General features: G+C 76.1%; 20 protein-coding genes and 1 riboswitch. Of the genes, 15 read left to right on the top strand and 5 right to left on the bottom strand.

What is annotated here, in order from left to right; genetic code table 11:
* Positions 1-73: 73 nt before the first annotated feature.
* Positions 74-832, top strand: a complete 759-nt coding sequence (locus ACFCX4_RS07055) for a methyltransferase domain-containing protein (RefSeq protein WP_376139571.1) — start codon at positions 74-76, stop codon at positions 830-832.
* A gap of 114 nt (positions 833-946) precedes the next feature.
* On the opposite strand, the gene ACFCX4_RS07050 is transcribed toward ACFCX4_RS07055, so the two are convergent.
* Positions 947-2548: an ABC-F family ATP-binding cassette domain-containing protein gene (locus tag ACFCX4_RS07050; protein ID WP_376139570.1), complete on the bottom strand. Its 1602-nt coding sequence runs from the start codon at positions 2546-2548 to the stop codon at positions 947-949.
* Positions 2549-2764: 216 nt separating this feature from the next.
* On the opposite strand from ACFCX4_RS07050, the gene ACFCX4_RS07045 reads away from it, so the two are divergent.
* The 6 genes from ACFCX4_RS07045 (at position 2765) to ACFCX4_RS07020 (ending at position 9108) form a co-directional block, all read left to right on the top strand.
* Positions 2765-3679, top strand: a complete 915-nt coding sequence (locus ACFCX4_RS07045; protein ID WP_376139568.1) for a RimK family alpha-L-glutamate ligase — start codon at positions 2765-2767, stop codon at positions 3677-3679.
* Between the two features lie 243 nt (positions 3680-3922).
* Positions 3923-4107, top strand: a riboswitch (M-box (ykoK) riboswitch).
* A gap of 361 nt (positions 4108-4468) precedes the next feature.
* Positions 4469-5641: a magnesium and cobalt transport protein CorA gene (locus ACFCX4_RS07040; RefSeq protein WP_376139567.1), complete on the top strand. Its 1173-nt coding sequence runs from the start codon at positions 4469-4471 to the stop codon at positions 5639-5641.
* Positions 5642-5762: 121 nt separating this feature from the next.
* Positions 5763-6212 (top strand): hypothetical protein, encoded by a 450-nt coding sequence (locus tag ACFCX4_RS07035; RefSeq protein WP_376139565.1) that lies wholly within the window; start codon positions 5763-5765, stop codon positions 6210-6212.
* On the top strand, positions 6137-6460 hold the full coding sequence (locus ACFCX4_RS07030) for a helix-turn-helix transcriptional regulator (protein WP_376139563.1): 324 nt from the start codon (positions 6137-6139) through the stop codon (positions 6458-6460). Before ACFCX4_RS07035 ends, ACFCX4_RS07030 begins: the two co-directional genes overlap by 76 nt.
* Before the next feature lie 428 nt (positions 6461-6888).
* Entirely contained in the window at positions 6889-7674 is a 786-nt protein-coding gene (lepB, locus tag ACFCX4_RS07025; RefSeq protein ID WP_376139561.1) for a signal peptidase I, read from the top strand.
* A 240-nt stretch (positions 7675-7914) separates the two neighbouring features.
* Positions 7915-9108 carry a trans-sulfuration enzyme family protein gene (locus tag ACFCX4_RS07020; RefSeq protein WP_376139559.1) on the top strand — a complete coding sequence of 398 codons (1194 nt, stop codon included), beginning with the start codon at positions 7915-7917 and terminating at the stop codon, positions 9106-9108.
* A 124-nt stretch (positions 9109-9232) separates the two neighbouring features.
* Here ACFCX4_RS07020 and ACFCX4_RS07015 read toward each other — a convergent pair whose 3' ends face one another.
* The 3 genes from ACFCX4_RS07015 to helR all read right to left on the bottom strand — a co-directional run bounded on the left by ACFCX4_RS07015 (position 9233) and on the right by helR (position 15128).
* A complete protein-coding gene (locus ACFCX4_RS07015) occupies positions 9233-10444 on the bottom strand; it encodes a hypothetical protein (protein WP_376139557.1) in 1212 nt (403 codons plus the stop codon).
* A 500-nt stretch (positions 10445-10944) separates the two neighbouring features.
* Positions 10945-12726 carry a SpoIIE family protein phosphatase gene (locus ACFCX4_RS07010; RefSeq protein WP_376139555.1) on the bottom strand — a complete coding sequence of 594 codons (1782 nt, stop codon included), beginning with the start codon at positions 12724-12726 and terminating at the stop codon, positions 10945-10947.
* A gap of 137 nt (positions 12727-12863) precedes the next feature.
* Positions 12864-15128, bottom strand: a complete 2265-nt coding sequence (gene helR, locus ACFCX4_RS07005) for an RNA polymerase recycling motor ATPase HelR (protein ID WP_376139553.1) — start codon at positions 15126-15128, stop codon at positions 12864-12866.
* Between the two features lie 331 nt (positions 15129-15459).
* Between helR and ACFCX4_RS07000 the strand changes: the two genes are divergently transcribed.
* From ACFCX4_RS07000 to ACFCX4_RS06975, 6 genes are all read left to right on the top strand, one after another.
* Positions 15460-16677 carry an ROK family transcriptional regulator gene (locus ACFCX4_RS07000; protein WP_376139552.1) on the top strand — a complete coding sequence of 406 codons (1218 nt, stop codon included), beginning with the start codon at positions 15460-15462 and terminating at the stop codon, positions 16675-16677.
* Positions 16678-17243: 566 nt separating this feature from the next.
* Positions 17244-18338 carry a cytochrome P450 gene (locus ACFCX4_RS06995; protein ID WP_376139550.1) on the top strand — a complete coding sequence of 365 codons (1095 nt, stop codon included), beginning with the start codon at positions 17244-17246 and terminating at the stop codon, positions 18336-18338.
* A 5-nt stretch (positions 18339-18343) separates the two neighbouring features.
* Entirely contained in the window at positions 18344-18535 is a 192-nt protein-coding gene (locus ACFCX4_RS06990) for a ferredoxin (protein WP_376139548.1), read from the top strand.
* A 299-nt stretch (positions 18536-18834) separates the two neighbouring features.
* Positions 18835-19431, top strand: a complete 597-nt coding sequence (locus tag ACFCX4_RS06985; RefSeq protein WP_376139546.1) for a hypothetical protein — start codon at positions 18835-18837, stop codon at positions 19429-19431.
* Positions 19432-19498: 67 nt separating this feature from the next.
* Complete coding sequence (locus ACFCX4_RS06980) at positions 19499-20566, top strand: right-handed parallel beta-helix repeat-containing protein (RefSeq protein WP_376139545.1); 1068 nt, start codon at positions 19499-19501, stop codon at positions 20564-20566.
* A gap of 217 nt (positions 20567-20783) precedes the next feature.
* Positions 20784-21383, top strand: a complete 600-nt coding sequence (locus ACFCX4_RS06975; RefSeq protein ID WP_376139543.1) for a hypothetical protein — start codon at positions 20784-20786, stop codon at positions 21381-21383.
* Positions 21384-21385: 2 nt separating this feature from the next.
* On the opposite strand, the gene ACFCX4_RS06970 is transcribed toward ACFCX4_RS06975, so the two are convergent.
* Positions 21386-22057 carry a transcriptional regulator gene (locus tag ACFCX4_RS06970; RefSeq protein WP_376139542.1) on the bottom strand — a complete coding sequence of 224 codons (672 nt, stop codon included), beginning with the start codon at positions 22055-22057 and terminating at the stop codon, positions 21386-21388.
* A gap of 215 nt (positions 22058-22272) precedes the next feature.
* Here ACFCX4_RS06970 and ACFCX4_RS06965 point away from each other — a divergent pair, with 215 nt between their 5' ends.
* Both ACFCX4_RS06965 and ACFCX4_RS06960 read left to right on the top strand, forming a co-directional pair.
* Positions 22273-22761, top strand: a complete 489-nt coding sequence (locus ACFCX4_RS06965; protein ID WP_376139540.1) for a carboxymuconolactone decarboxylase family protein — start codon at positions 22273-22275, stop codon at positions 22759-22761.
* Positions 22762-23059: 298 nt separating this feature from the next.
* Positions 23060-24739, top strand: a complete 1680-nt coding sequence (locus ACFCX4_RS06960) for an MFS transporter (RefSeq protein ID WP_376139538.1) — start codon at positions 23060-23062, stop codon at positions 24737-24739.
* The last annotated feature ends 220 nt before the right edge of the window (positions 24740-24959 follow it).

Here is a 24959-nt window from a genome sequence, read left to right as displayed (position 1 = left end):
GGGGGGGGGGGGCCCCCCGGGGCCCGGGGGGCACCACGGGCGGACCGCGGACGGACGGGGCAGGATGGGCGTTATGGACCGTACGTTCGAGGACCTGGTGGACGAGGCGGCCGAGGTTCCGGTCGACGGGTGGGACTTCTCCTGGCTGGACGGCCGCGCCACCGAGGAGCGTCCGTCCTGGGGTTACCAGCGGCTGCTGGGGGAGCGGCTGGCGGGTGCCTCGGCGGCGCTCGACATGCAGACGGGGGGCGGGGAGGTGCTGGCCGGAGTGGCCGACGGCTTCCCGCGCACGATGGTCGCCACCGAGTCCTGGCCGCCGAACATCGCCAGGGCGACCGCCCTGCTCCACCCGCTCGGCGCGGTCGTCGTCGCGGCCTCGGACGAACCGCCGCTGCCGTTCGCCGACGACGCCTTCGACCTGGTCACCAGTCGGCACCCGGTGACCGTCCGGTGGCCGGAGATCGCCCGGGTGCTGCGCCCGGGCGGCAGCTACCTGGCGCAGCACGTGGGGCCGGCCTCGGTGTTCGAACTGGTGGAGTTCTTCCTCGGCCCGCAGCCGGAGGCACGCCGGGCCCGGCGGCCGGAGGACGACGCGGACGCCGCCCGGGCCGCCGGGCTGGAGGTGGTCGACCTGCGTTCCGAGCGGCTGCGGATCGAGTTCCGCGACATCGGCGCGGTGGTCTACTTCCTGCGCAAGGTGACCTGGATGGTGCCGGGCTTCACGGTCGACGGGTACCGGGAGCGCCTGCGCGCACTGGACGCGCTGATCCGGGCGGAGGGGCCGTTCACCGCCCACGCCGCCCGCTTCCTCATCGAGGCACGCAGGCCCTGAGCCCGTCCGCCGCACGCCGCACCCGGCCCCGTCCCGGAGGTCCGACCCCCTGGTGGAGGCCCGGGCCCCGTCCCGCAGGCCCGGTCCCGCCCCGGGTCCGGCCTCCGGCCGTGCTCACCCGCCGGTCAGCAGGTCGAGGAGGTCGTCGCTCCACAGGTCCTCGTCCCCGCCGGGCAGCATCAGCACGCGGTCCGGGCGCAGCGCCCGCACCGCTCCCGGGTCGTGGGTGACCAGCACGATCGCCCCCGGGTAGCCGCCCACGGCCGCCAGCACCTCGGCCCGCGAGGCCGGGTCCAGGTTGTTGGTGGGCTCGTCGAGGAGCAGCACGTTGGCGCCCGAGTGGACCAGCCCGGCCAGGGCGAGCCTGGTCCTCTCGCCGCCGGAGAGCACCCCGGCCGGCTTGTCGGCGTCGTCGCCGCGGAACAGGAACGCGCCGAGCACGTTCCGCACCTCACCGTCGGTGAGGCCCGGTGAGGCGGCGGCGAGGTTCTCCCGGACGGTGCGCCCGGGATCGAGGGTGTCGTGCTCCTGGGCGAAGTAGCCGATCCGCAGCCCGGGGCCGGGGACGACGCGCCCGCCGTCCGGGGCCTCCCGGCCGGCCAGGATCCGGAGCAGCGTGGTCTTGCCCGCGCCGTTGGCGCCGAGCACGACGAGCCGGCTGCCGCGGTCGACGGCGAGGTCGAGGCCTTCGAGCACGGTGCGCCCGTCGTAGGCCTTGGTCAGGCCGACCGCGCCCAGCGGCATCCTTCCGCAGGGTGAGGGTTCGGGCAGCCGGATGCGGGCGGTGCGTTCGGCCCGGCGCTCGGGTTCGAGCGCCGCGAGCATCCGGTCGGCGCGGCGGGCCATCGAGCGGGCGGTGACGGCGGTCGCCACGTTGGACCGCATCCGGGCGGCCTGGGCGTGCAGGGCGGCGGCCTTGCGCTCGGCGCCGGCCCGTTCGCGGGCGCGGCGGCGCTCGTCGGCCGCGCGCTGGGCGAGGTAGGCGGCCCAGCCGGTGTTGTGGACGTCCACGGTGGCGCGCTGCGGGTCGAGGTGGAAGACCCGGTTGACGGTGGCGGCGAGCAGCGACACGTCGTGGCTGATGAGCACCAGCCCGCCCGGGTGGCCGGCCAGGTGACCGCGGAGCCAGGCGACGGCGTCGGCGTCGAGGTGGTTGGTGGGCTCGTCCAGCAGCAGGGTGGTGCGGCCGGCGAAGAGGAGCCTGGCCAGCTCGACCCGGCGCCGCCGGCCGCCGGACAGTTCGCCGAGCGGGCGGTGCAGCTCCCGGTCGGGCAGGCCGAGACCGGCCGCGACCCGGGCGGCCTCGGCCTCCGCCTGGTAGCCCCCGCGCGCCTGGAATCCGGCCTCGGCCCGGGTGTAGGCGGCCGTCGCGCGGCGCTGGGCGCGCTCGTCGCCGCCGGCGGCCATCGCGGCCGCGGCGGCGTTCAGCTCCCGGACGGCGGTGTCCAGGCCGCGCGCGGAGAGGATCCGCTCGGTGACGGTCGTCGCGGGGTCGGCGGCGCGGGGGTCCTGCGCGAGGTGGCCGACCGGGCCGGTGCGGGTGACGGTGCCGGCGGCCGGCGGCAGCTGCCCGGCGAGGGTGGCGAGCAGGGTGCTCTTCCCGGCCCCGTTGCGGCCGACCAGGCCGATGCGGTCGCCGGGGGCGATGTGGAGGGTGACGTCGGACAGCAGCAGACGGGCGGCGACGCGCACGTCGACACCACGGGTGGCGATCAAGGGGATGACGCTCCGTAACAGCGGATGGACACACGGGTGGCGTGGGAGTGGGTCCGTCGGCTAGGAGATGCGGGGCGTCGACATGGCACCGAGGTTAACGCCCGGCACCGGTCGGCCGCATCCGGATTCGGTTCGGGCCGGAATCCCGGGAAGCCCTTGCCCAGGCATGTCCGCGACATGTTCCATGTGCCCATGGGGCGTAGTGAGCTCGTTCTGATGACCGATCACAGCTCGAACGAGGGCAGCCGGGAAACCCTGGCCGATGCCGTGCGGAGGCTCACCGGGCGTGCGCCGGTGCTGCTCGACGCGCGGCACTTCATGAGCGGCGGCCCGGGCGGTCCGGCGGGCGGCGGCCGGGTGCGCGGCAGCGGCGACGGCGTCTCGCTCGAAGTCCCGGCCGAGGGGCTCGCGGTCGCCGCCACCGCGGTGCTGCTCTACGAGATCCCGCCGCACCGGCGCCTGGAGCTCGCCGACTGCCAGCGGGCCATCGGCGCCCACCCGGTCCGCTCGCTCGGCACCGCCGTCGACGGCTGGCGCACGGCCACCGACAAGCGCCTCGCCGTCGAGCGCTTCGCCCGTGACGGCGTGCGCCAGATGCCCACCGCAACGCTCTCCCGGCCCACCGCGGCCGAGGCCGGCGAGGTGTTCGCCAGGCTCGGCGGCGACGTCTGGGCCCGCCCGGCCGTCGGGATGAGCGGGCAGGACGTCTTCCACGTCACCACCGCCGCCCAGCTGGCCGAGGCGGCCGAGTGCTACGCCGAGACCGGCACCGACTGGCTGCTCGCGCAGGACGCCCGCAACTTCACCGCGGACGGCCGCCGCCACCAGTACCGGATCACCGTGCTCGCCGGGCGGGCGATCCGCGCCGTCGAGCACGTGCAGGACGATCCGGACGAGCCGTGCAACCTCGCCCGGGGCGCCGTCTCCACCCCGTTGCCGCTGCCGGAGCTGCCCGCCGGGCTGGCGGACCTGGCCGTGGCCGCCACCGTGGCGGTCGGGCTTCCGTTCGCGGCCGTCGACCTCGCGGCCGAGAGCGGGGGCGTGGTCTTCGAGGTCAACGTGCACCCCGCGTTCGGTTCGCCGGGCGCGCTGGAGGCGGTCGCCCTGCCGTACGTGGCCGCCCACCTGTAGGCCCCGGGGCCGGGCCGGACGCGTCCGCGCGTCCGCGCGAACCCGGCCCCTCCGCAGGGTGGCTGACGCCCTGCCGGGAGGCTGCGCGCCGTAGCGCACCCGGAGTGCGGGAGGCCGGCGCGCGCCCCCTTCCGCGCCTCGGCGCGTCCCCGGAGGCCCGTCGCACCCCATCCGGTCGAGCGCCGGAACCGTACCCCCGGTCGAAGGAACCCCCCGGCGGGTACTAGACTCGTGGAGGTTGTGAAGGCACCTCGTTCGGTGAGGCGTCGCCACGGACACAGGCCACTGACCCCACGACGTCGAGAGACGCCCAGGGTCAGGACAGGTCTCCCCGGCCTAAGGGGTGACCCCAAGTGGCTGCACCGCCCGGGACTCCGGGGGTGCTACGCCGTGGCGTGCCAAAGCTCTGACGAGATCAGGGGTGCCCACCCGACGTCGCGGCGCCCGAGTGCGCCCGCACGGCGGTGTGGAGCCTCCTGGTGGCCCGGTACCGGCGACCCCGCGCGGGCGCCCCGGCGGCGAGGAGGTGAGAGCGGTGGAGTGCAGTAGTAGTCCGGGTCGAAGTCGGCCCCGACCCAGGACGTCCCCCACATCTCCTGGCACCCGGCAACCCTCCTCCCGTACCGCTCCCGACCCCCGCCGTCGCACCGCCCGCCGCTGACCCGGCCGGCCCCGCGCGGCCCGGGCGCCGTGCGCGGTGGAGGACGGCCGGGCGCCTCCCGCCCGCCCCGCACCCGCGACCCGTCGTGTCCGGGGGCGGCGGCCCCAGAACCGCGGAGGTACCCCACCATGTCCGACTGGCGTGTGCGCGCTGTGCGCGCGAGCAAGCGTCCCTTCACCCGTCCCGTCACCACCCAGGACTGCAGCACGGTCGTCGAACCCGCCCCCGAGCACTCGATGGACCCGCGCCCCGACCAGCCGGTCGAGCACGTCAGCCTGGAGCGCTCCGTCGTCGACGCCGCCGTCTACCGCGACGGACACCGCGTCCAGTCGGCCGCCAACCTGGCCGACGTCTACAGCGAACTGCCCGGCAAGCCCGGCGCCATGGCCTGGATCGGGCTCTACCGCCCCGCCGAGGCCCAGCTCCTTGAGGCCGCCGAGCGCTTCAACCTGCACGAACTGGCCATCGAGGACGCGATCGTCGCCCACCAGCGGCCCAAGCTGGAGCGCTACGGCGACACCCTGTTCGTCGTGCTGCGGGCCGCCCGCTACCTGGACGACGTGGAGGAGGTCGACTTCGGCGAGATCCACCTCTTCGTCGGCCCCGACTTCGTGCTCACCGTCCGGCACTCCCAGGCCCCCGACCTCTCCGCCGTGCGCCGCCGCCTGGAGTCCGACCCGGAGCTGCTGGCCCTCGGCCCCGAGGCCGTCCTCTACGCGGTGCTCGACGCCGTCGTGGACGGCTACGCCCCGGTCATCGCGGGCCTCCAGCACGACATCGACGAGATCGAGACCGAGGTCTTCGGCGGCGACCCGCAGGTGTCCCGGCGCATCTACGAACTCTCCCGCGAGGTCATCGAGTTCCAGCGCGCCACCCGCCCGCTGCTGGAGATCATGCAGAGCCTGGAGGCCGGCTTCGGCAAGTACGGCACCGACGAGGAGCTCCAGCGCTACCTGCGCGACGTCACCGACCACGCCACCTACGCCGCCGAGCGGGTCGACGGCTTCCGGCAGATGCTGCAGAACATCCTCACCGTCAACGCCACCCTGGTGTCCCAGCGGCAGAACGAGGAGATGAAGCAGCTGGCCGAGGCCGGTCACGCCCAGAACGACGAGATCAAGAAGATCTCCTCCTGGGCGGCCATCCTCTTCGCGCCGACCCTGATAGGCACCGTCTACGGCATGAACTTCGACGAGATGCCCGAACTGCACTGGGCCTTCGGCTACCCGTTCGCGATCGCCCTGATGGCCCTGGTCTGCACGAGCCTCTACCTCGTCTTCAAGCGCCGCGACTGGCTCTGACGGCCCTCGGGGGCCGGGGCGGCCGGCCGCCCCGGCCCCGCGCGACCCGCCCGGAGGGGGTGGTGGGATCCGACCGCCGGGGCATGGGCCGGTGGTCGGTGTGCGTGCTGGCTTCCGCCCCATGGGATCACGTGCGGCACGCGGGGCGGCGGCGCGACAGGCGATCGAGGGGATCCGGGAGCTCGCCGGCGCGGGCCTGACCGTCGACGGGGTGTTCCGCGGAGCCGACGGGATCCTGCGCGGGGTGCTGGAGTACGACGCGGTCTGCCGGCACTCGGCGGACCCGGCGACCGGGCTGGTGACCTCGGTGCTGAGCGACGACCTGAGCCTCGACGGGTTCGAGGCCGCCGTGCACCTGGAGGTGTGGGCGGACGACGTGACGACCTTCCCGGCGATCCGCCGCAGCGGCGTCCGGGCGGAGACGCTCAGCCGGGCGACCGGCGGCCGCCCGGCGGACAGCGTGCGCTTCCGCGAGCAGCTGGGGCCGGTCGCCGGGTGCAGGACGGCGGCGGCCGCTGGTACGTGCTGCACGGCTCGGCGCTCAAGGGCGCCGGGGGCGGCGGCGAGGTGACGGTGGTGGCGGCCCCGGCCACGCCCGCCGACGCGATGCCGCTCTACCTGTCCGCCTACGGGCTGACGGCCCGCGAGCAGGAGGTGGCGCTGCTGCTGGTGCGCGGGTGCGCCACCCGGGACGTGTCGCGGCTGCTGGCGATGAAGCCGTACACCGTGCAGGACCACCTGAAGTCGGTGTTCGCCAAGACGGGAGTGGCCGGCCGTCGCGAGCTGGTCGCCCGGATCATGCTCGGCGGCGGGGCGTAGGGCCTCTCCGCAGGAACGGGCGGCGACCGCCCGTCGTGGTCCGCAGGAGCGGCCCCGACGGGCGCGGGCGCGGTCCGGGAGCCGGTGCGGGGCGGATGCCGCGGCCGGTGGGGCGGCGGGGAACACGTGGGTGTACGTTCTGACGGGCCGGTGGCGGGAACCACCGTTCGTTAGCTGACAACGGGGGGTCCCGCGGCGGGGCCCGCCGGGCCGTCCGGAGGGGGCCAGGGATGAGCGTGGAGGAGACCGCCGGTTCGGCGGGCAGCGGTCAGGTCGGTACGGGCTCCGGTGCGGCGGGTGGTCCGGGGACTCCGGGACAGCCGGGGCACCCGGGTGGCACGGGCGACGCGGTGGTGCTGGACGTGGACGCGCCGGGGGCGGGCGACCCGCGGTCCGGCGACGGGGACGCCGGGGCCGGGGGAAGAGCGGTGAAGCGGAAACGGCCGCTCTGGCAGGAGCTGCCGATCCTCGTCGGTGTGGCGCTGCTGCTGTCACTGGGCATCAAGACCTTCTTCGTCCAGGCGTTCTCGATCCCCTCCGGCTCCATGCAGCACACGCTGGAGAAGAACGACCGCGTCCTGGTCGACAAGCTGACACCGTGGTTCGGCGCCGAGCCGGAGCGCGGTGAGGTGGTGGTCTTCCGGGATCCCGGCGGCTGGCTGGATTCGGTGCCCCGGGAGAAGGGCAACGTCCTCGCCGAGGGTGTCCGCACGGTGCTCAGCACCGTCGGCCTGCTGCCTTCCGACGACGAGAAGGACCTGATCAAGCGGGTGATCGCGGTCGGCGGCGACACGGTCGAGTGCCGCGAGAGCGGCCCGGTCAAGGTCAACGGCGTGGCGCTGGACGAGCCCTACCTGTTCCCGGGCGCCTCGCCGTGCGGCGACGCGCCGGTGGGCGAGGTGAAGGTGCCCAAGGACCACCTGTGGGTGATGGGCGACCACCGCAACGACTCGCGGGACTCCCGCTTCCACGTCACCGAGCCGGGCGGCGGCTTCGTCCCGGTGAAGAACGTGGTAGGCCGGGCGTTCGTGATCGCCTGGCCGGTGGGCCGCTGGGACACCCTGCCGGTGCCCGACACCTTCGACCAGCGGGGGCTCGCCTCCGGTGGTGGTGCCGGCTCCCGGACCGGTGACCCGCTCGGCGGGCCCCCGGCGCCGGCGGCCGTCGCGCTGGCCGCGGTCGTCCCGGTCGCGATCCGGCGGCGTCGCCGGTAGGGCCCGGCGGCGCCGGGGAGTCCGCCTTCCGCGGCAGGGGCGTTGATGCCCCGCCGCCCGGCGGGCCCGGCGGGCCGGTTCGGGCCGGCCCGTGCCACCGAGGGGCCCGGGCCGTGCCGTGAGGGGCCCGGGCCGGGCCATGGCGGGCGAGGATGAGGTCGACGCCGGACCCCGAGTTGCAGGCCACCTGCCTTCGATTGGACCTGGTCCGGGCCCGCCGCCCGGGCCAGCATGGGAGGCATGAGCGAACTCCACCGCGGGCTGCGCCCCGAGAGCCGGATCGTCCACCCGTCCGTCGAGGAGGTGGCCGTCAGCCGGCCACTGGGCGTGCCGCTGCACCAGGGACACGTCTTCGCCTTCCCCGACAGCGACGCCCTGGCCCACGCCTTCCACGGCCCCGACCGGGGTTTCCTCTACAACCGGCACGGCAACCCGACGGTCCGTTCGCTGGAGCGCGCGGTGGCCGACCTGGAGGGCGGCGCAGCCGCGCTGGCCGCCTCCTCCGGGATGGGCGCGATCAACACCGTTCTGCTCGGCCTGCTCCGCTCCGGCGACCACGTGATCGCCCAGCGGAGCCTGTACGGCGGCACCTTCGCGACGCTCGCGGACCTGGCGGCGCGCTGGGGCGTCGAGGTCACCCGGGTCGGCGGTGACGACCCGGAGGAGGTGCGGGAGGCACTGCGGCCCACCACCCGGCTGCTCTACCTGGAGACAGTCTCCAACCCGGTCGCCCGGGTCACCGACCTGCCGGCCCTGATCGCGGTCGCCCGCGAGGCCGGTGTGCTGAGCGTGGTGGACAACACCTTCCCCACCCCGCTGCTCTGCCGCCCGATCGAGCACGGCGCGGACATCGTGATCCACTCGGCCACCAAGTACCTCGGCGGCCACTCCGACGTGCTGGCCGGGGTCGCCGTCTTCGCCGACGCCGACCTGTACCACCGGGTCTGGCACCACTCGGTGGAACTCGGCGCCGCCCTCGACCCGTTCGCCGCCTGGCTGACGCTGCGCGGGATGCAGACCCTCGGCCTGCGGGTCCGGCAGCACTGCGCGTCCGCGCTCGACCTGGCCGGCCGGCTCGCGGCCCACCCGGCGGTCGGCACCGTGCACCACCCGGGGCTGCCCGGGCACCCCGACCACGAGCTGGCCCGCCGGCTGCTCCCGGACGGCCAGGGCGGGGTGTTCGCCTTCGACCTGGCGGGCGGGCGGGAGGCCGCCCGCACCTTCGTCGGCGAGGTCCGCCTGGCCTCGCTCGCCCCCTCGCTGGGCGGCGTGCACACCCTGATCCTGCACTCGGCCAGCACCACCCACCGCCAGCTGTCCGACGAGGAGCTGACGGCGGCCGGCATCGGTCCCGGCACCGTGCGGATCGCCGTCGGCATCGAGCACACCGAGGACCTCTGGGCCGACCTGGAGCAGGCCCTGGCCAAGCTCTGACCCGCCCGGGCGGCGGGGCCGCGGCGGCGGTGCCCGGCGCGGCCCGGGCCCGCGACTGCGCTAAGAGCCGGACGGCCCGGCCGGCGGTGCGCCCTCCCCGTCGGCCGGACCGCTCGCGCGGGTGTCAGCGCTTCCAGACCGCCGCGCGCCAGACCGAAGCCCGGCCGGCCGCGTCGGTGCCGACGGCGACGCCCGCGATCACCTCGGAGTCGTTGACGTAGGTGGCCGCCGAGTAGGGGCCGAGGGGCGACGGCGGCAGCGGGACGACCGTGCCGTCGGGCTTCCACAGCAGGGCCTTGTCCAGCGCGGGGTTGTCGCCCGGAGGCCAGCCGTACCCGACGGCGGTGCCCCGGTTGTTGACCCCCAGGGCCTCGCCGGCCGGGGCCGCCGGGTTGGCGAGCACCGTCTGGGTGCCGTCCGCGGCCCAGCGGGCGGGGTTGCCGTAGACGGTGCCTTCGAGCGAGGTGCCGACGGCGGTGCCCCGACGGTTGACGGAGCGGGCCAGGCCGAACCCGGCGTCGCGGACGGTTCCGTCGGCCGCCCAGACCAGGACCCGGTCGTACTCGGTGTTCCCGGCGGTCCGCCCCTGGCCGAGCACCACGCCGTTCCCGGTGATCCGGGTCGCCTTGCCGTCGGTGATCCCCGCCGGGAGCGGGAGCGCGCGCACCCGGCCCGCCGCGTTCCAGACCACGGGGTGCGCCGTGCCGCCGGCGCCGTGCCGGCCGCTCCACCCGACCGCCGTGCCGGCGTCGTTGATCGCGGCGGCGGACCCGCTGTCGTCGCCCGGAAGCGCCGGCAGGCCGGTCCCGGTGCCGTCGGGCCGCCAGCGGACCGGGGAGTAGCGGTTGCCCGCGTCGAAGGCGTCACCGACCGCCACGCCGTCGTCGTTGACCGAGGAGGCGTTGCCGCCGCTGGACCCGGCGGGCAGCGTCAGCGGCGTCGGGGTGCCGTCGGGCGCCCAGCGGACGGGGTGGGAGGCGAGCAGGCTGTTGTAGGACAGTCCGACCACCGTGCCGGAGTCGCTGAGCGCGCTCGTGCGGCTGTACTGCTCGCCGGGCAGCGGCGCCAGACGGGTGTAGCCGGGGCGGCCGGCCTTCCAGCGGACCGCGAGCGGACCGTCGGAACCCTCCAGGAAGTACTGGCCGATCACCGTGCCGCCGCTGTTCAGCCCCGAGACGAGGCTGTGCAGCGCCCCCTGCGGGACCGGGAGCAGTTGCGCCGCGGGCAGCCGGTCGGCGGGGGCGGCCACCGCCGCCGGGGCGGTCCCCGCGACGAGGACGACGGTTGCCGCCGCGGCGGCGAGGGCCGCAGGTCGGGTAATGCGCGAGCGAGCCATCCGGATTCTCCTGTCTCGTCAATGACGTTGGTGCACACGTGGAAACGTGAGGTGCCGCGTCATCAGACCCAGGTCGGGTGGGGCCCGTGCTGCGGGCTCAAGTGTCGGGCCCGGCAGACCGGTTGGCAGCGTGATCGGCGGAACGACCGGATCCGGTCCACGCCGCGGCCGCCCCGGCCGGGGCGGCCGGGCGGTTCCGCCGGTGCGCCGGCCCGCCGGAGGGACGGCGTCCGAGCAGCGGATTCGGCCCGGTGGCGGTGGCCGCACCGGCGTGGTCCGGGAGCCTCCGGGGCGGCGGGGGAGCGCGGCGGCTTCCGGCCATCCGCCGGGCGCGCCGGGCGCGGAACCGGGCGGGGCGGCGGCGGTGCGGTCCGTGGGCGCACCGTTGCCCGGCGCCCGACCGGGCCGCTTCGGCGCGGTCGGGTGGCGGTGCGTCGGGATGCCGGTTTGTCGGGATGTCGGCTTGTCGGGATACCGGGGCGTCGGGAAGCCGGTGCGGTCTACGTCCGGGAGCGCGCCCGGGGCCGCGCCGCCAGCAGGGCCACGTCGTCCTCCGCCGGGGTCCCGGGGGCCGGGCCGAGGGCGTGCAGCACGGCGTCGAGCAGGTCGTCCAGCGTCCCGGTGGCGGGCAGGCGCAGGGCGGCGAGGCGGGCGAGCGAGGTGTCGATGTCCTCGCCCCGCCGTTCCACCAGGCCGTCGGTGTAGAGCAGCAGGGTCTCGTCCGGCCGCAGGCGGCGGGTGACCGGTTCGTAGCCGCCGAGCCCGGTGCCGAGCGGCGGGCCGGTCGGGACCCGCAGCAGTTCGGTGGGCCGGCCGGGCGCGATCAGGGCGGGCGGGAGGTGGCCCGCTCCGGCGAAGGTCCACCGGCCCCGGCCCGGGTCGGCGAGGGCGAGCAGGCAGGTGGCGGGGCGGGCGGACTCGTCGGCGGCGATGACGGCGTCCAACTGGCGCAGGATCCGGTGCGGCGGCAGGTCCGTGCCGGCGATGTCGCGCAGCGTGGAGCGGTAGCCGCTCATGTCGACGGCCGCCTCGACGCCGTGGCCCATCACGTCGCCCATCACCAGCAGCGTCCGCCCGAACGGCAGCCGGACGATCTCGTACCAGTCGCCGCCGACCACCGAGCTGGCGCCGGACGGCCGGTAGCGGGCGGCGAGTCCGAGGTTCTGGTGGGGGCGGCGGGGCTCGCTGAGCAGGGCCCGCTGCAGGTCGAGCGCGATGCCCTGCGAGCGGCTGTAGCGGCGCGCGTTGTCGATGCCCGCGGCGGCCCGCGCGGCGAGGTCGCCGACCAGCACCGCGTCGTCGGGCCCGAAGGCGGGGGAGGCCCCGGTGCGGGCCAGCGTCAGCAGCCCGGCGAGCCGGCCGCGCGCGGTCAGCGGCACCACCAGCAGCGAGTTCACCCCGGCGGCCCGGTAGGCGGCCGCGGTGGCCGGGTCGGCCGCGGCTCCGGTCGGTTCCCCGGCGGCGCGCGGCCCGATCAGCACGGCGACCCCGGAGGCCAGGGCCCGGGCCGCCACCGACCCCTCGCGGTGGCGAACCGTCTCGCCGGGCCGGGCCAGCTCCCCGACGGCAGGGCGGATGCCGTCCGCGCAGTGCAGCGCGGCCCGGTGGAAGCGCAGCCCCGTCGCCCGGCCGCCGCGGTCGGGGGCGTCCTGCGGCAGCACGTCGACGGTGGCCAGCTCGGCCAGCCGGGGCACGGCGAACGCGGCCAGCTCGGCGCAGGTGGTGTCGACGTCCAGGGTGGTGCCGATCCGCTCGGCGGCGTCCTCCAGCAGGGCCAGCCGCCGGCGGGCCTGCGCGAGCTCCCGGCGCGCCTCCCGGGCCGGGTCGGGATCGTCCGGCACCACCACCAGCACACCGCTGACGCGTCCTCCGGCGGTCAGCGCGCGGTAGCGGACCCGCAGGCCCGTCGGCACCGGGGCGTCCGGCCCGTCCGGCCCGCCTGCGGTCCGCTCGCGGTCGCGTCCGTCGGCCAGGACGCGGCGCAGCGTGCCGGCGGTGCCCGCGAACGCCGTCCCCGCCACCGGCCGGCCCAGCAGATCGGCCCGGCGCACGCCGGTGACCTCGGCGAACGCCGTGTTGAGGTAGAGCCAGCGCAGCTCCGCGTCGAGCAGGGCCACCCCGGTGGGGAGCACGTCGAGGAGTTCACGCAGCGGGTCCGGGGCGTCGCCGTCCGTGGTGCCCGCGGTGCTTCCGGCGAGCGCCGCGGCCGCCGCCGTGAGCGCCGTGTCGTCCGCGCTCGCGGGGGTGCCGCCGTCGCCTGCTCCGTCGTGCCGGGACCGCATGGGTCCCATGATCACGCCCCGGGGCGCGGCTCGCCCGGGAAGGGGTGAATGTTTGACCCTTCGCCGCGATTGCGGTAGTGCGCCCGGCCCGGGAGCGGACGCGCCGGAGGTCGTCGCGCGACCCGGCGGCGGTCCGGTCAGGCGGGGGTGAGGACCACGAGCCGCCGGGTCGCGCGGGTCATCGCCACGTACCGGTCCACCGCACCCGCCACCCCCTCGCCGAACGAGGCCGGGTCGACGAGGACGACCAGGTCGAACTCCAGCCCCTTCGCCAGCTCCGGCGTGAGGGCGCGGATCCGGTCCGCCCCGGGGCTCCCCGCGGCCGGGGCCGTGAACGCCGCCGTGAACGCCGCGTCGCCGATCACGCACGCCGTCCCCTCGGCGTGCTCCCGGAGCCAGCCGTCCAGCACGCCGTCCAGCTCCGCGACCGACCCGTGGGTGACCGGAACCCCGCTGCGGCGCACCGACGTGGGCACGTTGGCGTCCGGCAGGGCGGCCCGGATCACCGGCTCGGCCTCCGCCATGACCTCCTCCGGCGTGCGGTAGTTGACGCTCAGCGAGGCAACCTCGCTCCGGTCGATGCCGATCCTCGCCAGCCGCTCCTGCCAGGACTCGGCGAAGCCGTCCCGGGCCTGGGCCCGGTCCCCGACGATGGTGAAGCTCCGGGACGGACAGCGCGCCAGCAGCATCTGCCACTCGGCGTCGGTCAGCTCCTGGGCCTCGTCGACGACGACGTGGGCGAACGGCCCGGCCAGCCGGTCCGGGTCCTCGGCGGGCAGCGCGCCCCCGTCGACCAGGGTGTCCTTCAGGTCCTGGCCGCGCAGCATGGTGACCGCGCCCTCGCCGTCGTCGTCGGCGGCGAGGATGTCGCCGATGACCTCCGCCATCCGCTCCCGTTCGGCGGCGAGGGCGGCGTCCTGGCGGCGCCTGCGCCGGGCGGTCTCCGGGTCGCCGAGCCGCCGCCGGGCCGCGTCCAGGACCGGCAGGTCGGACACCGTCCAGGCCCGGGGGTCGGCGCGCCGCAGGCGGCGGACGTCTTCGGGGGCGAGCCACGGCGCGCACAGCCGCAGGTAGGCGGGCACCGTCCAGAGGTCGCCGACCAGGTCGGCGGCCTCCAGCAGCGGCCAGGCGCGGTGGAGGGCGTCGACCAGGTCGCCGTCCCGGCGCAGCGAACGCAGGAAGGTCTCGACCGGGATGTCCTCGCCGCCGTCCAGTTTGGCCAGCAGGATCTCGGCCAGCTCCGCCCAGATCTGCTCGCGCGCCTCGTTGTGCGGGGTGCCCGGGTCGGGGGCCCCGAAGGCCTCGGCCCAGTCCTCGGCGCTCAGCCAGAGGTCTTCCCAGTCGGTGGAGACGGCCATCCCCTCGGTGGGCGGCTCCTCGTAGATCCGCACCGCCTTCTCCACCGCCCGGACCATGTCCGCGGACGCCTTCAGCCGGGCCGCCTCCGGGTCGCTCTCGGCCGGCGCGCCCGCGCCCTCCGGGACCAGGTCCCGCACGGTGCAGGTGCGCACGCCCTCCTCGCCGAGGCTCGGCAGCACATCGGCGACGTAGTCGAGGTAGGGCTGGTGCGGGCCGACGAACAGGAGGCCGCCGCGGCGGTGGCCGAGCCGCGGGTCGGAGTGGAGGAGGTAGGCGGAGCGGTGCAGGGCGACCACCGTCTTTCCCGTGCCCGGACCGCCGTCGACCACCAGGGCGCCGCGCGAACCGGCCCGCACGACGGCGTCCTGGTCGGCCTGGATGGTGGCGAGCACGTCGCGCATCCGCGCCGAGCGGCTGCCGCCCAGGGTGGCGATGAACGCCGACTGGTCGTCGAGGGCGGCGTGCCCTTCGAGGCCCTCGGCGGCGAACACCTCGTCCCAGTAGTCGGTGATCCGGCCGTTCGTCCAGCGGTACCGGCGGCGGCTGGCCAGGCCCATCGGGTCGGCGTGGGTCGCGGCGAAGAACGGTGCGGCTGCGGGCGAGCGCCAGTCGAGCAGCAGCCGGCGGCCCTCGCTGTCGGTGAGGCCGAGGCGGCCGATGTAGACCGGCCCGCCGTTGTCGTCGTCGCCGGTGGCGGTCCCCACCCCGGTCCCCTCTCCGGTGCCGGTGCCGTTCGCGGTCCCGTCGGTGGCCCCGTGCGCGGGGACGATGCGCCCGAGGCACAGGTCGAGGCCGAAGCGGCGCAGGGCGCGCAGACGGCCGGTCAGCCGGTGGACCTCCAGGTCGCGGTCCATCGCGGCCCGCCCGGCGCCCCCGGGTGCCCGGCGGGCGGCGTCGAGGCGGCCGGAGGTCTCGGCGACCGCCTGCTCCAGGCTCTTCGCGACGGCCGCGAAGTGCCGTTCGTCCTGGGCGGTCAACGCGGGGTCGGCCTTGGGCGCGAGGCGGTCGGGAAGATCGAACACGCTGGTGGTCACGGGGTTCACGGCCGCGGATCCGGTCCTGGCGTCCGACGCAAGCTGGTGCACTTCGCATACTCCCGGGTGGGCTGGTTCCGGCTCAGGCCGACGATTGTGCGCCAGGACCAGGGCCTTGCGGCAAGGCCCCCCGTGCGCTATACGTTGAGAGTGGCAAGAGGAGCGTGACGTCCCACCGCCCCTGCCGCCCCTACTCCCTCCCTCCCCGGGCGCCGTCCGACCGCGGGCGAGAACCCTCCGGTGAGCGCTGTGACGACCGGTCATACTGGCTTGATGCCCAGGGCCCGGGCGCCGGGGCACCGGCGTGCCCCGGGACCGCGCCCCAGACCGGAGGACCCGCATGAGCGACGAGCTGCCGACCACCGTTCCGCCGGGCCCGGCGCCGGCGCAGCCGTGGAACCGGCAGCGGCTGCGCAGCAACAACGAGTGGCTGCTGCTCGAACGGCTGCGCCTCGGCGGCCCGTCCTCGCGCGCCCAACTCGCCCGTGACACCGGCCTGTCCAAGCCCACCGTCTCCGCCGCCCTGGCCGCCCTCGAACAGGCCGGACTGGCCCGCGAGGCCGGGCGCTTCATCCCCGAGCGCGGGCGCGCCGCCGTCCTCTACGAGCCCGACCCGCTCGCCGGACACGTACTCGGTGTCGACATCGGCCGGGCCCGGCTGCGGGTCGCGGTCGCCGACCTCGCCGGGGACGTCGTGGCCCGCCGGAACATCCCCAACCAGGGGCGCACCGCCGACGCGGTGGCCGACGCGGTGGTGGCCGCCGCGCGGGAGGCCACCGCCGAGGCCGGCGTCGCGGCCGCGGACATCGTCCACGCGGTGATCGGCACGCCCGGCGTCTGGGACGAGGCCCGGCGCGGTGTGCGGTACGCCACCAGCCTGCCCGGCTGGGGCAGACCCGGCCTGTTCGACCGCATAGCGGCCGGGCTGGAGACCACGATCACCGTCGGCAACGACGCCAACCTCGCCGCGCTCGGCGAGTACACCACGGGGGCCGGTCGGGGGAGCGGCAGCCGGATGTTCGCCTACGTGCTGGTCGGCACGGGGCTCGGGGTGGGGGTGGTCAAGGACGGCGAGCCGCTGGTCGGCGCGCACGGTGCGCTCGGCGAGGTGGGTCTGGTCCCGCTCCCGCCGCACCCCGACGGCACCCCGGGCGGCACCGTCGAGCAGGCCGCCGCGGCGGACGCCGTCGTCCGCACCGCGCTCGACCTCGGCATGACCGGTCCGGTCACGGCCAAGGAGGTCTTCGACGCGGCCCGGGCGGGCGATCCGGTCGCCACCGCCGCCGTGCAGCGGGCGGCCGGTCAGCTCGCCTACGCCTTCGCGGTGCTGTCGGCCGTCCTCGACCCGGACCTGATCGTGCTGGGCGGTGGCATCGGGGCCAGCGCGGACCTGCTGCTCGAACCGCTCGGCGAGGCGCTGTACCGCCTCAGCCCCATGCGGCCCACCCTCGCGCCGAGCCGGCTCGGCGAGGAGGCCGTCCTGCTCGGTGCCGTCGCCACGGCTCTCGACCGTGCCCGTCCCGAGATCTTCGAGCGCCGCTCGGCCCTGGTGGACTGACCGAGGGGGGAGGGCCGGTTCGGGGGCCGGTCCGGCGGTTGCTCCGGGGTGCCGGTGCGGGGTGTCCGGGCGGGCGCGGCCGGGGTTCTGGCGCCCGGCGCCGTGCCGGCGCCGTGCCGATGTCGCGGTGGCGTCATTCGGTGCCAATAATGACTTGCCATGGTGCCATGGCGGCATCATGATGGCCCGTGCGGGCGCTCTCCGGGGGCGGTCGCCCGGGTGGACGTCCGCGTGTGCGGGCGATTTCCGGGTGGGCGGTTCCGCCCGGTGAGTGGTGGTGTCGTCGCCGTGGGGCGATGGCGCCATCTGTGGTGCCGATGGTGCCATTTCGCCCGCGACAGGCCGCACGTCGCTCCCCGCTGGAGGGTCCCATGGTGCACGACCCCTCGACCGCTCACCGCTCGACCGCTCACCGCTCCACCGACGGCTCCTCGGCCGACGGCCGCGCGGCAGGTGCCCGCGCGGCCGTCCCGCCGGTGACGGTCCCCACCCGGCGTGCCGCCGGGTGTCCCTTCGACCCGCCTGCCGGGTTGGCGGAGTTGCGCGAACGCGATCCGCTGGCGCGGATGACCTACCCGGACGGCCATGCCGGCTGGCTGGCCACCGGTCACTCCGTGGTCCGCGCGATCCTGGCCGACCCCCGCTTCAGCTCCCGCTACGAGCTGTTGCACCATCCGTTCCCCGGTGGCCCCGAGGAGCCGCTGCCGCCCGCCCCCGTCGGCGACATGACCGGGATGGACGCCCCGGAGCACACCCGTTACCGGCGGCTCCTGGCGGGCCGGTTCACCGTCCGCCGGATGCGCCTGCTGACCGAGCGGGTCGAGGAGGTCACCGCCGAGTGCCTGGACGCGATGGAGCGCAGGGGTCCGGGCGCCGACCTGGTCGAGGTGTTCGCCCGGCCGATCCCCGCGGTGGTGATCTGTGAACTGCTCGGTGTGCCCTATGCCGACCGGGAGCGCTTCCAGGGGCACGCCGACACCATCCTGACCGCGGACGCGGCGCCGGAGGAGCGGTACGCCGCGATGACCGGGCTGGAGCGGTACATGGCGGAACTCGTCACCGCCAAACGCGCGGAGCCCACCGACGACCTGCTCGGTGACCTCGCCCGCGACTCCGGCCTCACCGACGGGGAACTCGTCGGCCTCGGAGGCTTCCTGCTCGCCGCCGGGCTCGACACCACCGCGAACATGATCGCCCACGGCACGTTCGCCCTGCTTGAGAACCCGGCCCAGGCCGAGGCGCTGCGCAGGGACCCGGCCCTGGCGCCGCAGGCCGTCGAGGAGCTGATGCGCTATCTGACGGTCGCCCACACCGGCGTCAGGTCCGCGCTGGAGGAGGTCGAGCTGGCGGGCCGGCTGATCAGGGCGGGGGAGAGCGTCACCCTCTCCTTGCAGGCGGCCGACCGCGACCCGGAGCGCTTCCCCGATCCCGACTCCCTCGACCTGGGCCGCAGGGCGACCGGACACCTGGGCTTCGGTCACGGCATCCACCAGTGCCTGGGGCAGCAGCTCGCGCGCGTCGAGCTGACGGTCGCGCTGCCCGCCCTGTTCGAGCGGTTCCCGACGCTGCGGCTCGCCGTGCCGGCCGAGGAGGTGCCGCTGCGCACGAACATGAACATCTACGGCGTGCACCGCTTGCCCGTGGCCTGGGGCGAGGACTGAGCCGCATGGAACCGCACGCGGACCGAACCCGCTGCATCGGCGCCGGGATGTGCGCCCTGATCGCCCCGGAGGTGTTCGACCAGGACGAGGACGAGGGCCTCGTCGTCCTGCTGGACGCCGACCCGCCGCGGGAGGCGCACCCGGCCGTCCGTCTCGCCGTCGGCACCTGCCCCGCGGGCGCACTCGCCGTCACCTGATGCGACCCGGTCCCACGGGGGTGCGCGGGGGAGCCGGGGGGAGCCGGTCCGCCGGGCGGAGCCCGGGGTGGAGGGGCCGGGGCGGAGGGAGCTGGGCGGGAGGGGCAGGGGTGGAGGGTCGGACTCCTACTGTCAACCCCCTTCAGTAGCAATGGTGTTCGGCCTCCAGGGGCTGGTGGGAGGGGAGGCCGGCCGGGGATGCTGGTCGCCGCCGCACGGTTCGCCGGGCGGGCCGGGGATCGGTGGCGCCGGGGTGCCCCCGATCCCCGTCATCGAACCCGGAACCGGAAAGGCTCCCGATGGACGAGACGCTCGACCGGTTCCTGCCCGCCTACGGCCACCGCACGGTCCACGGCATCACCCTCGCGGCGCCGCCGCAGGAGGTGTGGGCGGCGCTGAACGCGGTGACGCTGGCCGATCTCCCGCTCCCCCGTGTGCTGTTGGCGCTGCGGACGCTGCCCTCCCGGCTGCGCGGCAGGGGTCCGGACCTGCTCGACCGGTCCGTGCCGCTGGCCGACCTGTTCCGTCGGGGCGACCGCTGGGTGACGCTGGCCGAGGAGCCCGGCCGGATCCTGGTGCTGGGCCGGGTCGCCCGCTTCTGGAGCCCGGTCCCGCAGGAGCCGGCGCCGCTGCGGGACGGCGAGGGCTTCCTGGCCTTCGGCGCGCCCGGCTATGCGAAGGCGGTGATCTCCCACGAGGTGATCGCGCACGGCACCGGTTCGCGGCTGGTGACCGAGACCCGGATCCAGGGGACCGATGCCCGCGCCCGGCGCCGGTTCGCGGCCTACTGGGTCCTGATCCGCCCGGGTGTCGGCCTCATCCGGCGGAGCGCCCTCGCCGCGGCCGGCCGGCGCTGCGACGGCCCCCGCGGAGGGCGGCCGGTCCCGGGGGAGTGAGGGGCGGCGGCGGAGGGAATCAAGTAAGGAATCCTTACCAGATCACCGTCGTACCCCTGGAGGTCCGGTGCACCCGCGTTCCGCTCTCACCGCCGCCGTTGCCGTGGCGGCCCTGCTCGCCCCCGCCGCTCCCGCGTTCGCCGGATCCACCGCCCCGGCCGCGCAGACCGTGGACGTCTCCACCGCCGCCCAGTTGCGGGCCGCGCTGGCGGCGGCCGTGCCGGGGCGGACGATCCGGCTGGCGCCCGGCGAGTACCGCGGCTCCTTCGTCGCGCAGCGGGCCGGCACGGCCGCGGAGCCCGTCACGCTCACCGGGCCGCGCACCGCCGTCCTGGTCAACGACGGCCCGTCCGGGTCCGCGCCGTCCTGTCCGGCGCCGACCCCGGGGTGGGACTCCGGCTACGGGCTCTGGCTCGCCGGGGCGCCGTACTGGAACCTCACCGGGTTCACCGTCAGGGACTCCAAGAAGGGCGTGGTGCTGGACGGTTCGCCGCACGTGGTGATCGACGGCCTGTACGTGCACCACATCGAGGACGAGGGCGTGCACTTCCGCCGCTCCTCGGCCGACGGGGTGCTGCGCAACTCGGTCGTGGAGTACACCGGCCGGGTCCAGCCGGCCTACGGCGAGGGGGTCTACCTCGGCTCGGCGAACTCCAACTGGGGATGCCACGGCAACACCGGCGGCGCGGACCGTTCGGACCGGGTGCTGGTGGAGAACAACCGGATCGGCCCCTACGTGACGGCCGAGGGGATCGACGTCAAGGAGGGCACCTCGGGCGGCACGATCCGGGGCAACACCTTCGACGGGCGCGGCATCAGCGGTGAGAACTCCGCCGACTCCTGGGTGGACGTCAAGGGCAGCGGCTACCTCGTCGAGGACAACCGGGGGACCTTCGCCGCCCCCGGCACCTTCGCCAACGGGTACGAGACCCACAATCCCGCCACCACCCCGTCCTTCCCGAACGGGTGCGGGAACGTGTGGCGCGGCAACACCTCGGACCTCGGCGGCGTCGGCGCCTACGCGATCCGGATCACCTCGGTCTCCGCCTGCGCGGGCCGGCCCAACGTGGTGTACGCGTCCAACACCGTGACCCGGGCGACGGCCGGTCTGACCAACATCCCCGTGACGCCGTGAGGCAATGGCGCCGTGAGGCCGTGAGGCCGTGAGACTGCCGGGAATCCCGAGCGGCCGTGACCGGGTTTGGCGGTAGGTGATCACATCGGTCCGTTGATCGACGTTCCGTGATCGCCAGATCTCGATCTGCTTACAAGTGCTTGAAGTATGGACAGATCGTGTGACGGATCTGGTTGACTCACGAACCTCTTTCAAGCGGAACGGAGTGTTCACGTCCATGTCTTCACGGATGCGCGGCGGCCGTCGCGGTCTGGCCGCCGTCGCCGGACTCGTCTTCACGGTCGGCCTCGCACTGACCGGTTGTGACCCCACGACGGGTGACACCGCCACCTCCGCGGTCTCCACGCCCGCCGCCGCGGTCACCACCGCACCCACGCCGGCCGCACCCGATCAGGCGCCCACTCCCGCGGTCACGCCGGAGAGCACGCCGGTGCAGACGCCGCCCCCGGCGCCCGCGCCCGCCACCGTCGCACCCGTGCCGACCACGGTGCCGGAGCCGTCGGCCGCCCAGCCGGTCAAGCCCACCGCCCCGGCCGCGCCGGTGACCACCCCCAAGGCGCAGCCGACGCCCACGAAGGCCACGCCGGCCCCCAGGACGACGCCGACGCCCGTCCAGCCGCCGGCCGACCCCGACCCCGCGCCCGCCGAGAGCAAGCCCGCCGCCACCGGCGACTGCGAGATCAAGTCCAACGCCGGAAACTGCTACAAGGCCGGTCAGTTCTGCCGCGAGGCCGACCTCGGCAGGAGCACCCACGAGGCGGGCGGCCGGGTGATCACCTGCCGGATGGTCAGCGGCAAGCCGCACTGGCAGGCCTGACCTCAGGAGTGCGACCCACCGGGCGGCAGCCCGGCGAGCGTGCTCCAGAAGAGCCGCTCGTAGGCCTGCAGCAGCCGGCCGTACTCGCGGGCGGCGGCGAGGTCCGGACCGGAGAGCCCCTCCGGTCCCAGCGCCTCGGCCGCCGCCCGCTCCAGACCGGTGGGGGGCTGCGCGAAGAAGTCGAAGAACGCGCAGGCCTCCTCCCCGAAACCGTGGAACCGCCGCAGCGCCGCGGCCAGGGTCGCGCAGTAGCCGCCCCAGGCCGCGAAGTTGGCGACCAGCGCCGCCGCGACCCCGGGCGGCCGGCCGTTCAGCGCCAGCCACGCCAGGTAGGACGGGTAGGCCTGGCACCCCGCCAGCGGTTCCGGGCCGGCCGCCGGCCCGCACGCGTCCGCCAGGGCGGGCAGCGTCCGCAGCGCGGCGCCCTCGCCGTCGGCCAGCCCGGCGAACCACCGCCGCAGTGGGGCCTCCGTGGACCGGGCGGCCAGCAGTTGCAGACTGTTCCGGTCGGACACGATGACCCGGCCCTGCTGCGCCGCCAGGACGGCGAGCGTCGCCAGTCGCCCCCGCCCCGCCGCGAACTCCGTGACCACGGCGGGGGGCGCTTCCGATGCCGGGGTCAACTCCGCCCGCAGGTCGCGCAGTTGCTGCTCGATCGGCTGAATCGTCGGCATGTACGGCCTCCGCGTCGCTGGTCCGGTCCCCGCCTTCCATTACTACCGTCTCGGCTCCGGCCCGTCCCGGGGCGCGCCGCCCGGGCCGGGGATCCCGCTGCGGAAGGTCCGGCCGCCGCCCCCGGTGCCGCCAGAGTGCCGGGGTCGGGGTCGGGGCCGGGGGCCGGGGCGTGACAGAGTGGCGGGCGACAGCAGGATCGGCCCAAGGAGTCCAGGTGAGTGATGTGACGGTGGTCCCGGCGGACCGGCGGGTGTTCGTCGACAAGCAGAGCCCCGGTGCCTACAAGGCCCTGCTGGCCGCCGCCGAGGCGGCGCGCGAGGCGGCGGCCGCCGCGGGGCTGGACCGGCGGCTGATCGAGCTCGTCAACCTCCGGGTGTCGCAGATCAACGGCTGCGCCTACTGCCTGCACGTGCACACCAGGGCCGCGATCCGCGAGGGCGAGACGTCCCAGCGCCTCGGCGTGCTGGCGGCCTGGCGCGACACCGAGGTGTTCACCGAGCACGAGCGCGCCGCACTGGGGCTCGCCGAGGCGACCACCTCCCCGGCGGACGCCGCGCTCCAGGACGCCGCATACGGGGTGGCGCGCGCGGTCCTGGGCGAGGAGGAGATCTCCGCGGTGATCTGGGTGGCGATCACCATCAACTCCTTCAACCGGGTGTCCATCCTGAGCAAGCACCCGGTCCGCCCGGCCCCGGCCCGGTAGACGCGGGCGGCCCGGAGGCTTCCGGCCCCGTAGGCGTCCGGCCCCGGGATCGGGCGGCCCCCGCCGCCCCGGTACCGCGTCCATCGGCCCCGGGGGTGACGGCCCGCCGCCTGCCGGGCCCGCCGCACGTCCGGCGCCCGGCGTGGCGGCCCCTCCGTGCGCTGCGGGGCCATCGGCCGTGCACGCCCGGGCGCGTGCAGGGGCCCGGCCGGGCCTAGCGTCCGTCGTGCCGTTGCCCACCGGTCCGCCGGGAGCGGGCGGCGGCACCCGAACCGCCCCCACCCAGCGACGGACCACCATGAGCACAGCGACTACCCCCGCCCGACGCCCGGCGGACGACTCGGCGTGGGCCCCGCTCACGTCCCGGGTCTTCCGCGCCCTGTGGATCGTGCAACTCGTCTCCAACGTCGGCGGCTGGATGCAGACCGTCGGTGCCCAGTGGCTGCTGGTCGGGCACGACGCCGCGCTGCTGACTCTGGTGCAGACCGCCGCGAGCCTGCCCGTCGTGCTGCTCGCCCTGCCCTCCGGCGTCCTGGCCGACCGGCACGACCGCCGCGCGGTGCTGCTCGCCGCCCAGGCCGCGATGGCCGCCGTCGCCACCGCCCTCGCGGTGCTGGCGTTCGCCGGTGCGCTGACACCTGGGCCGCTGCTCGCCCTGACCTTCCTGCTCGGCTGCGGCACCGCCGTGATGGGCCCGGCCTGGCAGGCCGTCCAGCCCTCGCTGGTGGACCGCCGACAGCTGGGTCAGGTGGCGGCGCTCGGTGCCGTCAGCATGAACACGGCGCGCGCGGTCGGGCCGGCGATCGGCGGCGCGGTGGTCGCGGCGGCCGGAGCGGGCTGGGTCTTCGCCTTCAACGCCGCCTCCTTCCTCGGCGTCGCGCTCGTCCTGAAGCGCTGGCGCGGACCGGTGCCCGAAGGCGGACCCGGCGGCCCGACGGGCGGCTCGTCCGGCGGTCGGTCCGGGGGCCGGGGCGGGGCGCGCGAGGAGGGCCTGCTCGCCGCCGTCCAGGCGGGCCGCCGCTACGTGCGCAACGCGCCCGGCGTGCGGCGGGTGCTGCTCCGCACCGCGCTGTTCGTGCCCGGCGCGGGCGCGCTCTGGGCGCTGCTGCCACTGGTCGCGCGCCGGTCGCTCGGCCTCGGCCCGGGCGGCTACGGACTGCTGCTGGGTGCGGTCGGCGTCGGCGCGGTGGGCGGGGCGTTCGCGCTGCCGGCGCTGCGCCGCCGGCTCGGCGCCGACGGCACCCTGACCGCGGGCACGCTCGTGCTCGCCGGGGTGCTGGCGGTGCTCGCGACGGTCCGCGTCCCCTGGCTGGTCGGTCTCGTGCTGCTGCCCGCCGGGGTGGCCTGGATCGTGGTGCTGTCCACCCTGAACGCGGCGGTGCAGACCCGGCTGCCCGGCTGGGTGCGGGCCCGCGCCCTGGCCGTCCACCTCCTGGTGTTCCAGGGCGGCCAGGCGGTGACGGCGCCGCTGTGGGGCGTGCTGTCGGACGGTCCCGGGACGACCACCGCGCTGCTGGCGGCCGGCGCCCTGCTGCTGGCCGGGGCGGCGGCGGCCCTGCGGCTGCCGCTGCACGACGCCGACGGGGTCGACCCGACGCCCTCCGCCCACTGGCCGGTACCGCCCCTGGCGGTCGAACCGGGCGGCGCGGACGGGCCGGTCCTGGTCACCGTCGTCCACCGGGTCGCGCCGGAGCACCGGACCGCCTTCGCCGCACGGATGCGCCGGGTGGCCGGCTCGCGCCGCCGTACCGGGGCGCTCACCTGGGGTCTCTACCAGGACGGCGGCGAGCCCGAGCGGTTCGTCGAGACGTACCTGGTCCCGTCCTGGACGGAGCACCTGGCGCAGCACGCCGGGCGGCTCACCGCCGGCGACCGCCGCGACGAGGAGGCGGCCCGCGCCCTGCTGCTCCCGGGGACGGTGCCGGTGGTGACGCACGCCTTCGACGTGACGGCTGGACGGTTCCCGGTGGGCGGGTGACGGGGCGGGCGGCAGGTGTGGGCGGCCGGTGCGGGGCGGTGCGGTGGGTCCGGGCGGGCGGGTTCGGCCCCGGGCGCGACGGCACCGGCGCCGACGCACGCCGTCGACGCATGCCGTCGACGCGACCGGCGGCGGACGGCTCCCGGTGCACGCGTGACCGGACGGGTGGTTCACGCAGGGAGCCGCCGTGCCGCTGCTCCTCCCGTGCCGCTGCTCCTCC

It is taken from the genome of Kitasatospora sp. NPDC056327 (genome assembly GCF_042261735.1).
In the GTDB taxonomy this organism is placed as follows: Bacteria; Actinomycetota; Actinomycetes; order Streptomycetales; family Streptomycetaceae; genus Kitasatospora.
Note: the sequence above shows the minus strand (reverse complement) of the source record. Positions and strands in the feature narration are given on the sequence as shown.

What these genes read in the sequence shown, in the direction of transcription:
- ACFCX4_RS07000 (WP_376139552.1), top strand. Translation starts at nt 15,460, where the DNA reads ATGAGCGACGAGCTGCCGACCACCGTTCCGCCGGGCCCGGCGCCGGCG.
- ACFCX4_RS06975 (WP_376139543.1), top strand. Translation starts at nt 20,784, where the DNA reads ATGTCTTCACGGATGCGCGGCGGCCGTCGCGGTCTGGCCGCCGTCGCC.
- ACFCX4_RS07010 (WP_376139555.1), bottom strand. Translation starts at nt 12,726, where the DNA reads ATGCGGTCCCGGCACGACGGAGCAGGCGACGGCGGCACCCCCGCGAGC.
- ACFCX4_RS06995 (WP_376139550.1), top strand. Translation starts at nt 17,244, where the DNA reads ATGACCTACCCGGACGGCCATGCCGGCTGGCTGGCCACCGGTCACTCC.
- ACFCX4_RS07055 (WP_376139571.1), top strand. Translation starts at nt 74, where the DNA reads ATGGACCGTACGTTCGAGGACCTGGTGGACGAGGCGGCCGAGGTTCCG.
- ACFCX4_RS06990 (WP_376139548.1), top strand. Translation starts at nt 18,344, where the DNA reads ATGGAACCGCACGCGGACCGAACCCGCTGCATCGGCGCCGGGATGTGC.
- ACFCX4_RS07020 (WP_376139559.1), top strand. Translation starts at nt 7,915, where the DNA reads ATGAGCGAACTCCACCGCGGGCTGCGCCCCGAGAGCCGGATCGTCCAC.
- ACFCX4_RS07015 (WP_376139557.1), bottom strand. Translation starts at nt 10,444, where the DNA reads ATGGCTCGCTCGCGCATTACCCGACCTGCGGCCCTCGCCGCCGCGGCG.
- ACFCX4_RS07045 (WP_376139568.1), top strand. Translation starts at nt 2,765, where the DNA reads ATGACCGATCACAGCTCGAACGAGGGCAGCCGGGAAACCCTGGCCGAT.
- ACFCX4_RS06960 (WP_376139538.1), top strand. Translation starts at nt 23,060, where the DNA reads ATGAGCACAGCGACTACCCCCGCCCGACGCCCGGCGGACGACTCGGCG.
- ACFCX4_RS07035 (WP_376139565.1), top strand. Translation starts at nt 5,763, where the DNA reads ATGGGATCACGTGCGGCACGCGGGGCGGCGGCGCGACAGGCGATCGAG.
- ACFCX4_RS06970 (WP_376139542.1), bottom strand. Translation starts at nt 22,057, where the DNA reads ATGCCGACGATTCAGCCGATCGAGCAGCAACTGCGCGACCTGCGGGCG.
- ACFCX4_RS06985 (WP_376139546.1), top strand. Translation starts at nt 18,835, where the DNA reads ATGGACGAGACGCTCGACCGGTTCCTGCCCGCCTACGGCCACCGCACG.
- ACFCX4_RS07040 (WP_376139567.1), top strand. Translation starts at nt 4,469, where the DNA reads ATGTCCGACTGGCGTGTGCGCGCTGTGCGCGCGAGCAAGCGTCCCTTC.